This window comes from Oceanirhabdus seepicola (assembly GCF_023684385.1).
GTDB lineage: Bacteria > Bacillota > Clostridia > Clostridiales > Clostridiaceae > Oceanirhabdus > Oceanirhabdus seepicola.
Map to the genome: position 1 here is coordinate 530,863 of NZ_JAGSOJ010000002.1, position 16,919 is coordinate 547,781.

Consider the following 16,919-nt stretch of genomic DNA (forward strand, 5'->3'; position numbering starts at 1 on the left):
TAGCAATTTCGAAAAATATGCTGTAAGATATGACAATTTAATTACGTTATGTAGCACTAAGAGTATTAATGGAATAAATCTTTGCATATTATATTAATAGAAGGATTAAGGAGGTAGCGTTCTTTGAAAGATTACATCGAAGAAAGAGTTTTGGAAGTAGCTAGATATATTATCGAATCGGAAGCTACAATAAGAAAAACTGCTAAAGTTTTTGGAGTAAGTAAAAGTACTATTCACAAAGATATGACTGAAAGATTACCTAAAATAAATCCTCAAATAGCCCAGGAAGCTAAAAGAGTTTTGGATTTAAATAAGTCAGAAAGGCATATCAGAGGTGGAAGGGCTACAAAGTTAAAGTACAAGTCTATATAAAAATTTGACGTTAATTTATAAGAATATTTTATAAAATTACTCCGCTATCTGTTTAATATTTATTTTGAGAATATTCTTAATTAAAATTAAGAATATTAGAGGAATTTGAAAATATTCCTAGAATATAGATAAGTATGTATTTTTATGAATGAGTTGAGTAGGAGTGAACTGAATAATGTTATTTAGGATGAGTGCTGATATTGGGATTGATTTAGGTACTGCAACTGTATTAGTATTTTCAAAAAACAAAGGTATTGTTTTAAAAGAACCTTCAGTTGTAGCAATTGATAAGAGTGAAAAAGGAAATGATAGGGTTTTAAAAGTTGGGGAAGAAGCAAGACAGATGATAGGTAGAACTCCTGGTAACATAGTTGCGATTAGACCTTTAAGAGATGGAGTTATTTCAGATTATGACATAACAGAAAAAATGTTAAAATATTTTATTAATAAAGCATGTGGTAAAAGGCGGTGGATTGCACCAAAAGTTGCAATATGTATTCCTTGTGAAGCGACGGCAGTAGAGCGAAAAGCGGTTGAAGATGCTGCTAAAAATGCTGGTGCAAAAAGAGTTGAACTTATAGAAGAGCCAATAGCAGCTGCAATTGGAGCTGGATTGGATATTACAAAAGCTAGTGGAAATATGATTATAGACATTGGTGGAGGAACAACAGATATTGCAGTTATTTCGCTGGGAGGGATGGTTGTTCGTCAATCAATAAAGGTAGCTGGAGATGAATTTGACGAAACCATTATTAAATATATAAGAAAAAAACATAAAGTTATGATTGGTGAAAGAACAGCAGAAGAGCTTAAAATAAAAATTGGTTGTGTTTTTAATGCAGATCCAGAAAAAACTCTAGAAGTTAGAGGTCGTGATTTATTAAATGGATTACCAACCAATATTGTAGTAAACGCAGCTGAAATGCAAGAGGCATTAAAAGAAGCCGTATATACTATAGCAGAAAGTACCCATTCTGTTTTAGAAAAAACTCCACCTGAATTAGCATCTGATATTGCAGAAAAAGGAATTGTTATGACTGGCGGTGGAGCATTACTAGAAGGGTTAGATAAATTAATCGAACAATATACTAATGTACCAGTTTATGTTGCAGAAGACTCTATTTCATGTGTAGCTTATGGTACTGGAAAAGTTTTAGATTATATATTTGAAGATTAAACATAGAGAAATAAAATTAAATAAGAATTTTAATAAAGTAAAAAAACAGGCGAATAAGTGCCTGTTTTTTAGAGTTTGAGCGCGTGAAACGCGCTTTTTTTTACGAATTCTCTTCCTTGTATAGGTTATAAGAATAAAGAATGGACTTACTTATTACTTTGGCAATTTTCATTACTAGATTTAATCGTATATTTCTATTTGTAAATAATTCGTTCTTATCGCAAGAGTCAACAATTCCAATCAAAGACACTTTTCCGATTTTAGGAAGTGATTTACCCACTCCTTTACCAGGATGAATTGGGTAGTCACGTATTTGTATTTCACCTATATTATAATCATCACCTAAACAGGCATCAATTCCTATTAATGTATAATCAGGATATTCTTTTTTTATATTTGAGAATTTTTCGTCTATATTTAAAGCATGAATTGGGTTTTCTACTGTACCAAAAATTTTAAGAGGTATATTACTATCGGAGAGATATGACCCTACAAGCGGACCTAAACAATCACCAATACATCTATCAGTACCAATACATATAATTATAGTTTTTTCATTCAAATAGTTTTTAAGAAAATTAGCTATCTTATAGTAAGCAAAAGGATCGGTATAATGAGCCTTAACTTTGTTCAAATAATTCACCTCCTAATAAAATATATGAAGGGAATATCACTATATATACCTTTCAAAGTAAATTTGATACTTCAAAGTATAATAATTTTAAATGTGTAAATAATTTAAAAAGGAGGTTTGAAATGAATAAATTGAAATTACTTTATTTTATAATTATTGTAGAATTATTAATACTAGGTGTATCTGTTTTTGTAGAAAAAAATGAGTTTAATTCAAAGGATAATAATTATTTTGAGAATAATATCATTGAAGATAAAGGGAATAATAAAAGTGAATGCGATCAAGGGAAAAAAAATAAGGACAGTAAATCACATCAAGATGAAACCTTTGAAAAATTTGAAGATAAAATATTGAATCGTGATGAAATGAAAGAATCTATTGAAAAAAAATTTTCTGATTATGAAGAAAAAATGTCATCAGAAGAAATTGAAAAAATTTTAGAAGATGAAGCAATATCTGTATTTAAAGTTGAATGTTCCACTATAAAAGGTAGTTTAAACTTTGAAGATAAAAAAAACATATTAAGTGTAGCTGTAAAGGTGGATAAAAATATGTTCAATACTATCAAAGAATTACTTTATCATGATAATCAAGAGTATGGTGTTTTAAAGTCATTACTATTATTGAAGGATTGTCTTGATGAAAAAGATTTCGATAAGGTAAGAGAAACCGCGAGCAAATATGTTGATATGAGCAAGGTAGAAAGGTATTATTACCTTGAAAAATCTGGTGCTTCATTTCAATAAAAAAGCAGCAAGAAAATTTGGAATTTTCTTGCTTGATTAGTAGAAAAGAAAAAAAGGATTTAATATTATATTCAAGTAAAACAGAGAATATGAGAATTAGAGCAAAATAATTTTAAAATTTGACAAAATACAAGGTTGAAATAAATCTATTATACTTGTATACTAGTCATTGTCGGTAAGACGCGGTGAGCTGTTCACAAGATATTCACCGAAAATATTATAACATGGGCGAGTTCCCGAGTGGCCAAAGGGGGCAGACTGTAAATCTGTTACGTTTCGTTTCGATGGTTCGAATCCATCTTCGCCCACCATTTTATAATATAATAAAAAATTTAAAAGAGAATAACAATAATTTTGTCACATGAATTGTTTTAGGCTTTGAGAAGATTCAAGGTCGAAGTGACGAAGAGATTGGAGCTTCTCAAAGTTTAAAATCGTGCTGGCATGGCTCAATTGGTAGAGCAGCTGACTTGTAATCAGCAGGTTGTAGGTTCAAGTCCTATTGCCAGCTCCATAGCATGGGCGAGTTCCCGAGTGGCCAAAGGGGGCAGACTGTAAATCTGTTACGTTTCGTTTCGATGGTTCGAATCCATCTTCGCCCACCATGCTTTATTTTTAAAATTACAAATATACATTTATACATTGATTAGATCATAATTGAAAATATTATAACATGGGCGAGTTCCCGAGTGGCCAAAGGGGGCAGACTGTAAATCTGTTACGTTTCGTTTCGATGGTTCGAATCCATCTTCGCCCACCATTTTATAATATTAAAAAAATTTAAAAAGAAGGATAACAATAATTTTGTCACGTAAATTGTTTTAGATTTTGAGAAGATTCAAGATTGAGGAACAAGACGAATGAGTAGGGTCAAGACTGTACGAAAGTACTTGAGCAACGCAGAGAGTCGAAGTGACGAAGAAATTGGAGTTTCTCAAAGTTTAAAACCGTGCTGGCATGGCTCAATTGGTAGAGCAGCTGACTTGTAATCAGCAGGTTGTAGGTTCAAGTCCTATTGCCAGCTCCATAGTATGGGCGAGTTCCCGAGTGGCCAAAGGGGGCAGACTGTAAATCTGTTACGTTTCGTTTCGATGGTTCGAATCCATCTTCGCCCACCATTTTATTATTGGAACAATTAAATATATCTTATCCAGAGAGGTGGAGGGACCGGCCCTATGAAACCCAGCAACCGGCAAGATAATTGCTATGGTGCTAATTCCTATAATCATATGATTGTAAGATAAGAATTAAATGCTGAAATTTTACCTCTCTGTCTTAGATGGAGAGGTTTTTTGTTGCGTAAGAATGGTAACTGAATATGTTATAGAATAGGAATTAATAATGAAAGGAGAATTAGTTTTATGAAAAGAATATTCACTTCAGAATCAGTAACAGAAGGACATCCAGATAAAATTTGTGACCAGATATCAGATGCTATATTGGATAGTATTTTTGAAAAAGATCCTAATGCAAGAGTTGCTTGCGAAACAGCTGTAACAACAGGCATGGTTATGGTTATGGGAGAAATATCAACTAATTGTTATGTTGATATTCCAAAAGTGGTAAGAAAGACAATTGAGGAAATTGGATATACAAGAGCGAAATATGGTTTTGATGCTAAGACTTGTGCTGTAATGACAACTATTGATGAACAGTCAAGTGATATAGCAATGGGGGTTGATGAAGCTTTAGAATCTAAAGAAGGTAGTATGGCTTCAGAAGAAGCTACAGGAGCAGGAGACCAAGGTATGATGTTTGGTTATGCTACTAACGAAACAGAAGAGTATATGCCGCTTCCAATTGCAATGGCGCACAAATTATCAAGAAGATTATCAGAGGTAAGAAAAAATGGTACTCTTGATTACTTAAGACCAGATGGAAAAACTCAAGTAACAGTTGAGTTTGAAGATGGTAAACCTGTGAGAATAGATGCAATTGTTATTTCAACTCAACACTCTCCAGAAGTTACTAGAGAGCAGATTGAAAAAGATTTAATGGAACACGTAATTAAGCCAATCGTACCAGCTGAACTTTTAGATGATGAGACAAAATATTTCATCAATCCAACTGGAAGATTTGTTATCGGTGGACCACAGGGAGATGCTGGTCTAACAGGTAGAAAGATAATAGTAGATACGTATGGTGGTATGGGAAGACATGGAGGAGGAGCTTTCTCAGGAAAGGATCCAACTAAGGTTGATAGATCTGCTGCATATGCTGCAAGATGGGTAGCTAAGAACCTTGTTGCAGCTGGAGTAGCTGATAGACTTGAGATTCAATTAGCTTACGCAATTGGAGTAGCTGAACCAGTATCTATCGAAGTAGATACTTTTGGAACAGAGAAGGTTTCGCAGGAAAAGATAGCTGAAATTGTTAAGAGTGTATTTGACTTAAGACCAGCTGCTATAATCAGAGAATTAGGATTAAGAAGGCCTATATACAGACAGACTGCTGCATACGGTCATTTTGGAAGAACTGATATTAACCTTCCATGGGAAGAGCTTAATAAAGTAGAAGAAATAAAGAAACACTTATAAATCTAAAGTAAGCACGTAAGAATGATGATTCTTACGTGCTTTTATATTTTTCAAATTGTAAGAAATCTTCTAAAGAAGTGAAAACTTTAAACAAGTTGAGAGTGGACAATTGACAGTTGACAACGATGGATGGTTCTGGCTTAGGACAGAACCTACATTGTATTGTTCTTTAGGGTAACAGTTTTTTCGCTTATATTATCTTTAGATAAAATATTGTAGTTTTCATACAATGTTTCATCATAAATGAAACGAGTAAAATCTTATTGTTCCTTGGACAATAAGATTAAGATTTCACGGAGTGAAATGTCAACCGTTGTCCACTGTCCACTGTCAACTTTCCACTATGTTTTTTTATAATTATGGTATAATATAATATACAAATGTTAGTCGTAAAGTTGGTGAAATTATGGAAGAAGTAATAGGAATGATAGAAGCTATTATATATGAAAATGAAAGTAATGGATATATGGTAGCTAAAATAAAAATTGAAAATAGGTTAGAAACTATAAATGGAGCTATGCCATTTTTAAAAGAAGGAATGCAGATAAAAGCTACGGGTCTGTGGACTGAACATAAAAAATTTGGTAAACAGTTTAAAGTAGAAGATTGGGAAGAAGTGAAACCTAAATCGCAAGAGGGGGTAGAAAGATATTTAGCTTCTGGGATTATCAATGGAATTGGTCCGGTTACTGCTCATAGAATTATTAAAAAGTTTGGTGATAAGGCTTTAGATATAATTGAGAATGACATTGATAAGTTATTGGAAGTAGAAGGCATAGGTAATAAAAAAATTGATATAATTAAGAAATCATTTGAACAGAGTAAAGATATCAAGGATTTAGTAGTTATGCTCCAAGGGTATGGAATATCACCAAAACAGTGTATTAGAATACATAAGGTATATGGGAAAGATGCTGTAAGTAATATTAAAGAAAATCCATATAAGCTTATTGATGATATTAGAGGAATCGGATTTAAAACAGCAGATAGGATTGCCTTGAGTATAGGAGTTGATAAGGCTTCCCCATTTAGAATAACTTCAGGTATAAAGTATGTAATAGATCAATTTTGTTTAAATGGAAATACATATATGCCTAAAAATTCGCTTGTGCAACAGAGTAGAGAGATACTTGGGGTGAGTGAAGAAGAAATTGAAAATGGATTATATAATGCTGTTCTTGAACAGAGGGTAAAGAATGAAGTTATCCAAGGGGAAGAATGTATTTATAATATCCCATATTATTATTGTGAATTAGGAATCACTAAAAAAATAGTTCATATGATTGCAGGAACCTATCCAAAGTTTGAAGTAGATTTAATTAATAAGATAGAAGAATTTGAAAAGCAAAATGGTATAAGTTTTGCAGAGTCACAAAAAGAGGCTATCATTGGAGCTTTTGATAATGGTGTTGAGATAATTACTGGTGGGCCTGGAACAGGTAAAACAACAATTATTAACTGTATTACAAATATAATGGAAGATATAGGGCTATCTGTTTTTATGGCAGCGCCTACAGGAAGAGCTGCTAAGAGGATGAGTGAATCAACTGGAAGAGAAGCGAAAACTATACATAGACTTTTAGAATTAGGTTATGGAGAAGAAGAAGAGGAACTTGCTTTTGCTAGAAATGAGAAGACTCCTTTAGAGTGTGACGTGTTAATTGTAGATGAGGCTTCTATGATAGATTTAACTCTTATGAATAACCTATTAAAAGCTGTTAAATATGGGATGAGACTTATAATAGTTGGAGATGTTGATCAATTACCATCTGTTGGTGCAGGGAGAGTTTTGCATGACTTGATTGATAGTGAGTGTATTCATGTGGTGAGGTTGAGAGATATTTTCAGACAATCTGAGAAAAGTATGATCGTATTAAATGCTCATAAGATTAATAATGGAGAAATGCCTGTTTTGAATAATAAAGATAAAGATTTTTTCTTCCTAAAGAAAAATCCAAGAACTGAAGCCGTGGATACAATAATAGGGTTGGTGAGTGAGCGATTACCTAAATTTAATCCTAAGTGGAATAACATTAGAGATATTCAGATATTATCACCCATGAGGAAGGGAATTCTAGGTGTAGATAATCTTAATGAGGAACTTCAAGAGAAATTGAATCCCAGAGAAAAGGGGAAAAAAGAAATCGATGGAAGAATGGGTAGATTTAGAGTTGGGGATAAGGTGATGCAGATTAAAAATAATTATTCTATAAAATGGACTAAGTTTGATGGAGTTAATACTCGAAGTGGACTTGGGGTATATAATGGAGATGTTGGTTATATTGATGATATTGATGAAAATGGTAATGTGAGTGTGAATTTTGATGATGGTAAAAATGTAATATATGAAGATATGTTTTTAGATGAATTGACTCTTGCTTATGCTGTGACTATACATAAAAGTCAAGGGAGTGAGTTTCCTGTTGTTGTAATCCCTATGTTCATGGGCCCATCTATGTTAATGAACAAAAATCTATTATATACAGGAATAACAAGGGCAAAAGGGATGGTTGTTCTTGTTGGAGAAGAAAGAGCTATGAAATATATGATAAGAAATGATAAAACATATGAAAGGTTTTCCGCACTAAGTTATAGAATTCAGAGTATATTCGATATATAACCTTTTATATAATTATAAAAGTCCATACTTGAGTATGGGCTTTTTTATTTCTAAATAAAATAAAAAAATCTAAAATTAAGCTAAATGACTTTTGTATAAGAAATGTAATATGGTCCATATTTAAAATAAAAGATATTTAATATGGGGTGATAAAAAATGAAGGGTGATAAAGGTCAAGGCTTATTTAGCATAATAAGAAAAAAGTTAGAAAAATATACTGATGGGTTTTTAAGTGTATTATTTTACTATGAAGCCTTGTGTATTATATGTAATAAGCAAACAAATAATAATCATATATTATGTGACAAGTGTAAAAATAATAAATATAGCATTAAAAAGACCATAAAAAAAGGAGGATTTAAATTTAATGCATATTGTTGCTATTATTACAACGCATATATAAGAGAAGCTATTAAAGGAATGAAGTTTAAGAATGATTTTAATGTTATTAATGCTTTTGGAAATGATTTAGCAAATTTAATAATAAAAGAAAGCTTAGAAGTGGATATAATAACCTTTGTACCTGGTAATAGAAAAAGTATTAAGAAACGGGATTATAATCAAAGTGAGCTTCTGGCTAAGAAAATTGTAGAGAGTCTCAAGAAACAGATTAATAGAAGAATTTATATAGGCAATTTGTTAGAAAAAGAAAAGTGTTTAGATCAAATAGGATTGAGTAGATTAGAAAGATGGGAAAATGTAAGTGATGTTTTTAGTGTAAATAAAAAAAACATTGGAAAAATTAAAAATAAGAAAATAATATTGATAGATGATGTTTTAACATCGGGAGCTACTGCATATTATTGTAGTAAGACACTTATGGAAGGAGGAGCAAGTTCTGTAGAAATAGTAGCTGTAGCTTCAGCTAACATTACATAGAGTATATTGACTCGGATAAATCTATTATACCATAAAATTCATTAAATATCATGTGATATAGTGGTATGCATTGCTAAAGGTGGAATAGATATGTTGGTGTAAACGGGATATTTGGTAAGAATCTTTAGAATATTGCGAAATATTGAGTTTGTAGTATGTGTGTAAATCTAATAAAATATATTTAAACATAAGTTGCAAGAAAAGAAAATAGAAATTGCAAAAAAAGTGAACAAGGTTTATAAAACCATAATATATTTAATACCGAGAGGGGCTGAAGTCATGAAAGTTAAAGTTATAGGAAAAGACATTAAGGTTACAAAAGCACTGAAAGAAGTGATAGAGAAAAAGCTCACGAAGCTAGATAAATATTTTAAACCAGAGGTGGAGGCCCATATAACCTTGAGTGTAGTAAAGAATACTCATTCAATTGAAATTACAATTCCATTTAATGGGGTGTACTTAAGGACAGAAGAAAAGAATGAAGATATGTATACAGCTTTAGATTTGATATTGGATAAATTAGAAAGACAAATTAGAAAACAAAAAACAAGAATGGAAAGAAAATTATATGGAAATTCTTTAATTTATGATAAAATTCCAAATGAAGTAAAGTATGAAGAAGGTAAAATTGTTAAGACTAAACGTTTTGCAATTAAACCAATGGATCCTGAGGAAGCAGTTCTTCAAATGGATTTAATAGGACATAACTTCTTTGTTTTCCTTAATTCAGAAACAGAGGAAGTGGATGTTGTTTATAAGAGAAGAGATGGGAATTATGGGTTGATTGAACCAGAATTCTAATAAAAAAAGATTGCTTAGGCAATCTTTTTTTTATTTATGTAAATATTAAATAAGTTTTAAATATGTTACATATATTAAAAGGATTTTTCAAAAAGTTGAAGGGTAATAAAATAAATGTTATAATTTTATAAGTATAAGTATTATAGGGAGATTCTATTAAATATATAGGTGAGGATGAATAAATTATGAAACTTTTAGAGAAAATGTTCGGTACGTATAGCCAGAGACAGATAAAGCAAATAATGCCTTTGGTAGAAAAAATAGAAAGCTTAGATGAAGAAATGCAGAAGCTCTCAGATGATGAGCTAAAAGGTAAAACAGTTGAATTTAGAGAGAGACTTTCAAAAGGTGAGACTTTAGATGATATACTTCCAGAGGCATTTGCTGTTGTTAGAGAAGCATCTGTTAGAACTATTGGACAAAAACATTTTAGAGTGCAAATAATTGGAGGAATCATTCTTCACCAAGGAAGAATCGCAGAAATGAAAACTGGTGAAGGAAAAACTCTTACTGCAACTCTTCCAACTTATTTAAATGGATTATCAAAAGAAGGTGTTCATGTAATTACAGTTAATGAGTATCTAGCTAAAGTGCAGTCTGAGGAGATGGGTGTGATACACGAATTCTTAGGGTTAAGTGTTGGATGTATAATGCATTCTTTAGATAAAACTGAGAGAAGAGAAGCTTACAACTGTGATGTTACTTATGGAACAAATAATGAATTTGGATTCGATTACTTAAGAGATAATATGGTTATATATAAAGAAGAACGTGTTCAAAGAAAATTGAACTATTGTATTGTGGATGAGGTTGACTCTATTTTAGTAGATGAGGCTAGAACTCCTCTTATTATATCTGGAGAAGGTGAAAAGTCTACAGAATTATATAAAATTGCAAATTTCTTTGTGATGGGTCTTACAAATGAAGATTACGAGGTAGATGAAAAGGCACACTCAGTTATCCTTACAGATTCAGGTATAGAAAAGGCAGAATCTTTCTTTAAACTTGAAAACTATGCTGATCCTGAGAACATGCATTATCAACACCACGTAGGTCAAGGATTAAAAGCACATTTCTTAATGAAGAGAGAAAAAGATTATGTTGTTAAAGATGGAGAAATTTTAATAGTTGACGAATTTACAGGTAGACTTATGGAAGGTAGAAGGTACAGTGATGGTCTTCACCAATCTATAGAAGCCAAAGAGCGAGTTAAGGTTGAAAAAGAATCTAAAACTCTAGCAAGTATAACATTCCAAAATTATTTTAGAATGTATAAAAAGTTATCAGGTATGACTGGTACTGCTGAAACAGAGGAAATGGAATTTAGAGAGATTTATGGTTTAGATGTAATAGTAATTCCAACTAATAAACCAATTGCAAGAATAGATGCAAATGACCTTGTTTATAAAACTGAACGAGGAAAATATAATGCTATCGTTAAAGATGTTATAGAAAGCCATAAGAAAGGTCAACCAGTTCTTGTTGGTACTGTAAGTATAGAAATTTCAGAACTTATTTCAGAACTGTTGAAGAGAAAAGGCATTAAACATCAAGTGCTTAATGCTAAATTTCACGAACAGGAAGCTGAAATTGTAGCGCTTGCAGGAGAGAAGGGTGCAGTTACTATTGCTACAAATATGGCTGGACGTGGTACTGATATTAAACTTGGTGAAGGTGTTAAAGAAGTTGGCGGTCTTAAGGTAATTGGTACTGCAAGACATGAATCAAGACGTATAGATAACCAATTGAGAGGACGTTCAGGTCGTCAAGGAGATGAAGGTTATTCAAGATTTTATATATCTCTTGAAGATGATCTTATGAGAATATTTACTTCAGACCGATTTAAAGGTATGGTAGATAAACTTGGATTACCAGAAGATGAGCCTATAGAAGCTGGAATGGTTACAAAGGCTATTGAAGGGGCACAAAAGAAGGTTGAAGGAAATAACTTTGACGTGAGAAAGAATGTTCTTCAATATGATGATGTTATGAATAAGCAAAGAGAAATTATTTACTCTCAAAGAGGAAAAGTTTTAGATGGTGAGAATTTACAAGACCAGATTCAAGATATGGTTGAAGAAGTTATATCAGAATCTGTAGATAAGCATATGTCGGGATTAGAAGAAACACTGAAAGATGATACTCATAAGTTGTTAGCATTTTTAGAAGAAATATATTTACCTAAGAATGAAATTAAATTAGAAGATGCTATTAAGCTTTCTAATGAAGAATTAAAGGAAAAACTTATTGCTATCGCAAAACAAAAATATAAAGAACTTGAAGAACTATTGAAGGATGAAGTAAGAGAGGCTGAGAGAGTAATTCTTCTTAAAGTTGTAGATACTAAGTGGATGGCTCACATTGATGATATGGACCACCTAAGACAAGGAATTGGATTAAGAGCATATAGACAACAGGATCCAGTTCAAGCTTATCAGTTTGAAGGTAGTGATATGTTTGATGAGATGATATCTAATATTAAAATCGATACAATCAAATATTTATATCATATATCAATAAATGCTGCTATTGAAAGAGAAAGAGTGGCAAAAGAGACTGGAACTAATGCAGTTAAGGATGACAATGTTAAAAAGCAGCCTGTTAAAAAGGATAAAAAGCCTGGAAGAAATGATGAGTGTTCATGTGGATCAGGAAGAAAGTACAAAAATTGTTGTGGAAGAGCTTAAATAAAAGTTAACATATAACCAATCCTAAGGATTGGTTATATCTTTATTTATAAAAACAATATCAAGGAGGGAAGAATATGGTGATTAAACTTGAAGAAATACTAAATGAAACAATTGCCATGAGTAAATCTATAGACGAAGTGAGGGTTTCACTTTGACGTTGCTAAACTTGAATTAAGGGTTAAAGAACTAGAAGGGGCAATGCAGGAACCGGATTTCTGGAATGATTCTCAAGCCGCTAGTGAAATTACTATGGAAGCTAAAGGGGTAAAAGATAGGATAGATAAATTTAATGGATTACAATTAGCTCATGAAGAACTAATTATGCTTATAGAAATGAGTATTGAGGAAAATGACGAATCCTCATTGAGTGAAATTAAAAGTGAGTTTAAAAGACTAGATGCAATTGTTGAGTCATTTAAAGTTGAAATATTACTTAGTGGTGAATATGACAAGAATAATGCCATTTTATCCTTGCATACTGGGGCAGGAGGAAATGACGCTCAAGATTGGACTGAAATGCTTTACAGAATGTATAGTAGATGGTGTGAAGCCCATGATTATAAAATTGAAGTGTTAGATTATGTACCAGACACAGAGGCAGGTATAAAAGCGGTAACAATTAAAGTTACAGGAGCATATGCATATGGATACTTAAAGGCAGAAAAAGGTGTGCATAGATTGGTTAGAATATCTCCTTATAATTCTAATGGGAAAAGACAAACTTCTTTTGCTTCGTGTGAGGTTCTACCAGAGCTTACAAAAGAACAAGATATTGAGATTAACAATGATGATTTAAGGATAGATACATATAGAGCTGGTGGTGCTGGGGGACAGCATGTCAATAAAACTGATTCGGCGATTAGAATAACACATATTCCAACTGGAATAGTAGTTCAATGTCAAAATGAAAGAAGTCAACATACTAATAAAGATATGGCTATGAGGATGCTTAAAGCAAAGCTTGTTGAATTAAAAGAAAGAGCTCATAAAGAAAAAATTGAAGATCTATCAGGAGAATTAAAGGATATTGGATGGGGAAGTCAGATTAGATCATATGTATTTCATCCATATAATCTTGTTAAGGATCATAGAACTGGAGTTGAAACCGCTAATATTAATGGAGTTATGGACGGAGATTTAGACGGTTTTATTATTGGATTATTGAGAGGGCAGAAGAAATAGGAGGAGTAAGTTATAATGGAAAAGATTATAAATATTCTTAAGAGTGAATTTGGAGTAGATACCAAAATTATTACTAACATAATTGAAATGCTAGACGAGGGGAATACAGTACCGTTTATAGCACGTTATAGAAAAGAACGAACTGGTGGTATGAGTGATGAGGTATTAAGAGATTTTTATGAACGTCTACAGTATCTTAAGAACCTAGAAGATCGAAAAGAGGCAGTAATTAAAAGTATCGATGAACAAGATAAGTTGACAGAAGAAATAAAGAAAAGTGTAATGATGTGTAAAACATTAACAGAGGTAGAGGATGTATATAGACCATTTAAACAAAAAAAGAGAACAAGAGCTATTGCTGCTATGGAGAAAGGCTTAAAGCCACTGGCAGAAGCTATTTTAAGTGGTGAATTCAGTGGGGATATAAAAACCTTCGCAGAGGGTTTCATAAATATTGATGAGCAGAGTAATCCAAAGCTACAAGTGGATTCTTCAGAAGCAGCACTAAAGGGTGCAGAGGATATAATTAGTGAGATGATTTCAGATGAAGCTGTTTATAGAAAATGGATAAGGGATCTTCTGAGAAGAGATGGCTTAATAGAAACTTCTAAAGCTACTAAAGGGGAAGATGAGAAAGGTATATATGAGATGTATTACTCATATTCGGAGAAGGTTAAGAGTATACCATCTCATAGAGTTTTAGCAATAAATAGAGGAGAAAAAGAAAAAGTTCTTTCAGTTAAGATTGTTTCGGAAACTGAGAAAATAATTTCTTACCTGCAAAACAAGTTATTAAAAGGGAATACTCAAACAGATTTCTATATTGATAATTCTATTAAGGATTCTTTAAAAAGATTAATATACCCTTCTGTGGAACGTGAAATACGAGCTGAGCTTACTGAAAAAGCTGAGGATTCAGCTATAGATGTGTTTAAAAAGAATCTAAAGCCATTACTTATGCAACCGCCAATAAAGGGAAAAAGAGTATTGGGATATGACCCTGGGTTTAGAACAGGATGTAAGATAGCGATACTAGATGAAACTGGGAAGGTTGTTGCAATTGATACTCTATATGCAACGATGCCTAATAATGATAAAGAGAAAGCTAAGAGTAAGCTTTGTAAGTTGTGTAAAGACCATAATGTAGATATTATATCTTTAGGAAATGGAACTGCTTGTAGAGAATCTGAGGAGCTTATATCACAGATGATAAGTGAAAATGGACTAAGAGATTTATATTATGTTATTGTTTCTGAGGCGGGAGCATCAGTTTATTCAGCTTCAAAATTAGCAACAAAAGAATATCCTGATATTGATGTATCTATAAGAGGAGCAATCTCTATTGCTAGAAGATTAATGGACCCTATGGCTGAACTAGTTAAAATAGATCCTAAATCTTTAGGGGTAGGACAATATCAACACGATGTGACTCAAAAAAAATTAGAAGAATCTTTAACAGGGGTTGTTGAAGACAGTGTTAATAGTGTTGGAGTTGACTTGAATATAGCTACACCTTCTCTCCTTTCATATATATCAGGAGTTAATTCAACTATTGCAAATAACATAGTTAAATACAGAGAAGAAAATGGTAAGTTTACATCAAGAAAGGAACTGAAAAAGGTTAAAAGATTAGGAGATAAAGCATTTGAACAATGTGCTGGATTCTTAAGAGTTAGAGAAAGTAAAGATCCTCTTGATAACACAGCTGTACATCCAGAATCGTACAAAGGTGCTAAGGTGATGTTTGATAAGCTACAATATAGTGTTGAAGATCTTAAGAACGGAAAGTTAGGTAATATTGAAGAACAAGTTGAAAATTATGGAATGAATAAATTAGCTGAGGAATGTGGATTAGGAGAATTGACTTTAAAGGATATAATTAATGAATTGAAGAAGCCAGGAAGAGATCCAAGAGAAGAACTGCCTAAACCTATATTTAAAACAGGAATAGTAGAGATGGAGCATCTTAAAGAAGGTATGACTCTTCAAGGAACAGTAAGAAATGTTGCTGATTTCGGAGCTTTCATAGATATTGGTGTGCACGTTGATGGTCTTGTGCATATTAGTCAGTTAGCAAATAGATTCGTTAAACACCCATCAGATATTGTAAAGGTTGGAGATGTTGTTACAGTTAAAATAACTGAAATTGATCATAAAAGGAAAAGAATTGGACTTACGATGAAAGACGCGTAAATTAATGGATAATACAACTTTACTCGTTTTAATTTAAATGAAACATTGTATTTCTAAAACAATGTTTTATCTGAGATAAAACGAGTAAAAACCTCTTGTCCTAAAGAACAATAAAATGTAGTTTCTGCGAAAGCAGAAACATCCATCATTCTCCATTATTCATTTCTTTAAAGCATGGTTTGCTTGTATTCATTTTATGTTGCAAGTTGAAAAATCTTGATGTATAATGAAATTAATTAAATACTCTTCAGGGCGGGGTGTGATTCCCCACCGGCGGTAAAGCCCGCGAACCAATATTTTGGTTGATTCGGTTAAATTCCGAAGCCGACAGTTATAGTCTGGATGAAAGAAGAGAGTGAGAAGAAATAGAAGCTAGCGCCCTGACATTTATTTGTCAGGGCTTTTTTTCTCCCTTGAAGGGTAATTTTATAAGGGAGGTTTTTCTATGAGAAAAATGAGTTTAAGCATTTTGATGAAGGTTTCAATTTTAGCAGCTATGGCGGTTATATTGCAGTTTATTGATTTTCCGCTAACAATGTTTTTTCCAGAGTTTCTTAAGATAGATATAAGTGATGTACCTGCGCTTATAGGTGGATTTGCATTTGGTCCAGTAGCGGGAATATTAGTTGTACTAATAAAAAATATAATACATGGACTTATGGCAGGTCAAACTTTATGGGTTGGAGAGTTTGCTAACTTTATTGTAGGAGCATCTTTAGTAGGAGTTGCATCGGTTATCTATAAAAGAAAGAGAACAATGAAAGGTGCAATTATAGGTTTGGTAATTGGAACTATATTTATGGCTATTGTAGGAGCATTAACAAATTATTATATTTTATTACCACTATATTCGAAGGTAATGGGATGGGATATGAATGCATTTGTTGAAGTTGGAAGAGCAGTTAATCCAGCAATTAAAAATTTCTGGGGATATATACTTCTTGCAATAGTGCCTTTCAATATTCTTAAAGGAATAGTTGCATCGGTTGTTACTGTTTTAGTATATAAGCCAATAGCGGTATTTTTGAGAAGAGAAGCTAGCAAAGCTGTACAAATATAAAAGAAGTTGAGTGTTTAGAATTGCAAAT

At 32.3% G+C, this 16,919-nt stretch carries 12 protein-coding genes, 6 tRNA genes and 2 riboswitches; of the genes, 17 read left to right on the top strand and 1 reads right to left on the bottom strand.

Annotated elements, in window-relative coordinates; all coding sequences use genetic code 11:
- Positions 1–123 precede the first annotated feature (123 nt).
- Together spoIIID and mreB are read left to right on the top strand one after the other, a co-directional pair.
- Positions 124–372, top strand: coding sequence for a sporulation transcriptional regulator SpoIIID (gene spoIIID, locus KDK92_RS10030; RefSeq protein ID WP_250859129.1), 249 nt, complete (start codon positions 124–126; stop codon positions 370–372).
- Positions 373–547: 175 nt separating this feature from the next.
- Positions 548–1,549 carry a rod shape-determining protein MreB gene (gene mreB, locus KDK92_RS10035; protein ID WP_250859130.1) on the top strand — a complete coding sequence of 334 codons (1,002 nt, stop codon included), beginning with the start codon at positions 548–550 and terminating at the stop codon, positions 1,547–1,549.
- A gap of 100 nt (positions 1,550–1,649) precedes the next feature.
- Here the strand turns inward: mreB and yyaC are convergent, their stop codons facing one another.
- Positions 1,650–2,183, bottom strand: a complete 534-nt coding sequence (gene yyaC, locus KDK92_RS10040) for a spore protease YyaC (protein ID WP_250859131.1) — start codon at positions 2,181–2,183, stop codon at positions 1,650–1,652.
- 122 nt (positions 2,184–2,305) lie between these two features.
- Between yyaC and KDK92_RS10045 the strand changes: the two genes are divergently transcribed.
- From KDK92_RS10045 to KDK92_RS10115, 15 genes are all read left to right on the top strand, one after another.
- Positions 2,306–2,929, top strand: a complete 624-nt coding sequence (locus KDK92_RS10045) for a hypothetical protein (protein WP_250859132.1) — start codon at positions 2,306–2,308, stop codon at positions 2,927–2,929.
- Between the two features lie 226 nt (positions 2,930–3,155).
- Positions 3,156–3,240 (top strand) — tRNA-Tyr (locus tag KDK92_RS10050).
- Between the two features lie 127 nt (positions 3,241–3,367).
- Positions 3,368–3,443, top strand: a tRNA-Thr gene (locus KDK92_RS10055).
- Positions 3,444–3,449: 6 nt separating this feature from the next.
- Positions 3,450–3,534, top strand: a tRNA-Tyr gene (locus tag KDK92_RS10060).
- Between the two features lie 70 nt (positions 3,535–3,604).
- Positions 3,605–3,689 (top strand) — tRNA-Tyr (locus KDK92_RS10065).
- Between the two features lie 191 nt (positions 3,690–3,880).
- A tRNA-Thr gene (locus KDK92_RS10070) sits at positions 3,881–3,956 on the top strand.
- A 6-nt stretch (positions 3,957–3,962) separates the two neighbouring features.
- Positions 3,963–4,047 (top strand) — tRNA-Tyr (locus KDK92_RS10075).
- Between the two features lie 25 nt (positions 4,048–4,072).
- Positions 4,073–4,176, top strand: a riboswitch (SAM riboswitch).
- Between the two features lie 114 nt (positions 4,177–4,290).
- Positions 4,291–5,466 (top strand): methionine adenosyltransferase, encoded by a 1,176-nt coding sequence (gene metK / locus KDK92_RS10080; RefSeq protein ID WP_250859133.1) that lies wholly within the window; start codon positions 4,291–4,293, stop codon positions 5,464–5,466.
- Between the two features lie 406 nt (positions 5,467–5,872).
- Complete coding sequence (recD2, locus tag KDK92_RS10085) at positions 5,873–8,086, top strand: SF1B family DNA helicase RecD2 (RefSeq protein WP_250859134.1); 2,214 nt, start codon at positions 5,873–5,875, stop codon at positions 8,084–8,086.
- Positions 8,087–8,242: 156 nt separating this feature from the next.
- Positions 8,243–8,965, top strand: coding sequence for a ComF family protein (locus tag KDK92_RS10090; RefSeq protein ID WP_250859135.1), 723 nt, complete (start codon positions 8,243–8,245; stop codon positions 8,963–8,965).
- Positions 8,966–9,244: 279 nt separating this feature from the next.
- The gene (hpf, locus tag KDK92_RS10095) at positions 9,245–9,766 is read left to right on the top strand and encodes a ribosome hibernation-promoting factor, HPF/YfiA family (RefSeq protein ID WP_250859136.1); all 522 of its coding nucleotides are present in this window, start codon (positions 9,245–9,247) and stop codon (positions 9,764–9,766) included.
- A 185-nt stretch (positions 9,767–9,951) separates the two neighbouring features.
- Entirely contained in the window at positions 9,952–12,453 is a 2,502-nt protein-coding gene (gene secA / locus KDK92_RS10100; protein ID WP_250859137.1) for a preprotein translocase subunit SecA, read from the top strand.
- 77 nt (positions 12,454–12,530) lie between these two features.
- Positions 12,531–13,638, top strand: a protein-coding gene (prfB, locus tag KDK92_RS10105; protein ID WP_420852331.1) for a peptide chain release factor 2 whose coding sequence is annotated in 2 segments (ribosomal slippage) — positions 12,531–12,608 and positions 12,610–13,638 — 1,107 coding nt in all. Because the reading frame shifts where the segments join, the coding sequence is not laid out codon by codon here.
- A gap of 15 nt (positions 13,639–13,653) precedes the next feature.
- The gene (locus KDK92_RS10110) at positions 13,654–15,831 is read left to right on the top strand and encodes a Tex family protein (RefSeq protein ID WP_250859139.1); all 2,178 of its coding nucleotides are present in this window, start codon (positions 13,654–13,656) and stop codon (positions 15,829–15,831) included.
- Between the two features lie 239 nt (positions 15,832–16,070).
- A riboswitch (FMN riboswitch) is annotated at positions 16,071–16,189 on the top strand.
- An 87-nt stretch (positions 16,190–16,276) separates the two neighbouring features.
- Positions 16,277–16,891: an ECF transporter S component gene (locus tag KDK92_RS10115; RefSeq protein ID WP_250859140.1), complete on the top strand. Its 615-nt coding sequence runs from the start codon at positions 16,277–16,279 to the stop codon at positions 16,889–16,891.
- Positions 16,892–16,919: the final 28 nt, after the last annotated feature.

Excerpts from the sequence above, each read along its gene's own strand:
- mreB (WP_250859130.1), top strand. The coding sequence starts at position 548 with ATGTTATTTAGGATGAGTGCTGATATTGGGATTGATTTAGGTACTGCA.
- KDK92_RS10045 (WP_250859132.1), top strand. The coding sequence starts at position 2,306 with ATGAATAAATTGAAATTACTTTATTTTATAATTATTGTAGAATTATTA.
- metK (WP_250859133.1), top strand. The coding sequence starts at position 4,291 with ATGAAAAGAATATTCACTTCAGAATCAGTAACAGAAGGACATCCAGAT.
- recD2 (WP_250859134.1), top strand. The coding sequence starts at position 5,873 with ATGGAAGAAGTAATAGGAATGATAGAAGCTATTATATATGAAAATGAA.
- KDK92_RS10090 (WP_250859135.1), top strand. The coding sequence starts at position 8,243 with ATGAAGGGTGATAAAGGTCAAGGCTTATTTAGCATAATAAGAAAAAAG.
- hpf (WP_250859136.1), top strand. The coding sequence starts at position 9,245 with ATGAAAGTTAAAGTTATAGGAAAAGACATTAAGGTTACAAAAGCACTG.
- secA (WP_250859137.1), top strand. The coding sequence starts at position 9,952 with ATGAAACTTTTAGAGAAAATGTTCGGTACGTATAGCCAGAGACAGATA.
- KDK92_RS10110 (WP_250859139.1), top strand. The coding sequence starts at position 13,654 with ATGGAAAAGATTATAAATATTCTTAAGAGTGAATTTGGAGTAGATACC.
- KDK92_RS10115 (WP_250859140.1), top strand. The coding sequence starts at position 16,277 with ATGAGAAAAATGAGTTTAAGCATTTTGATGAAGGTTTCAATTTTAGCA.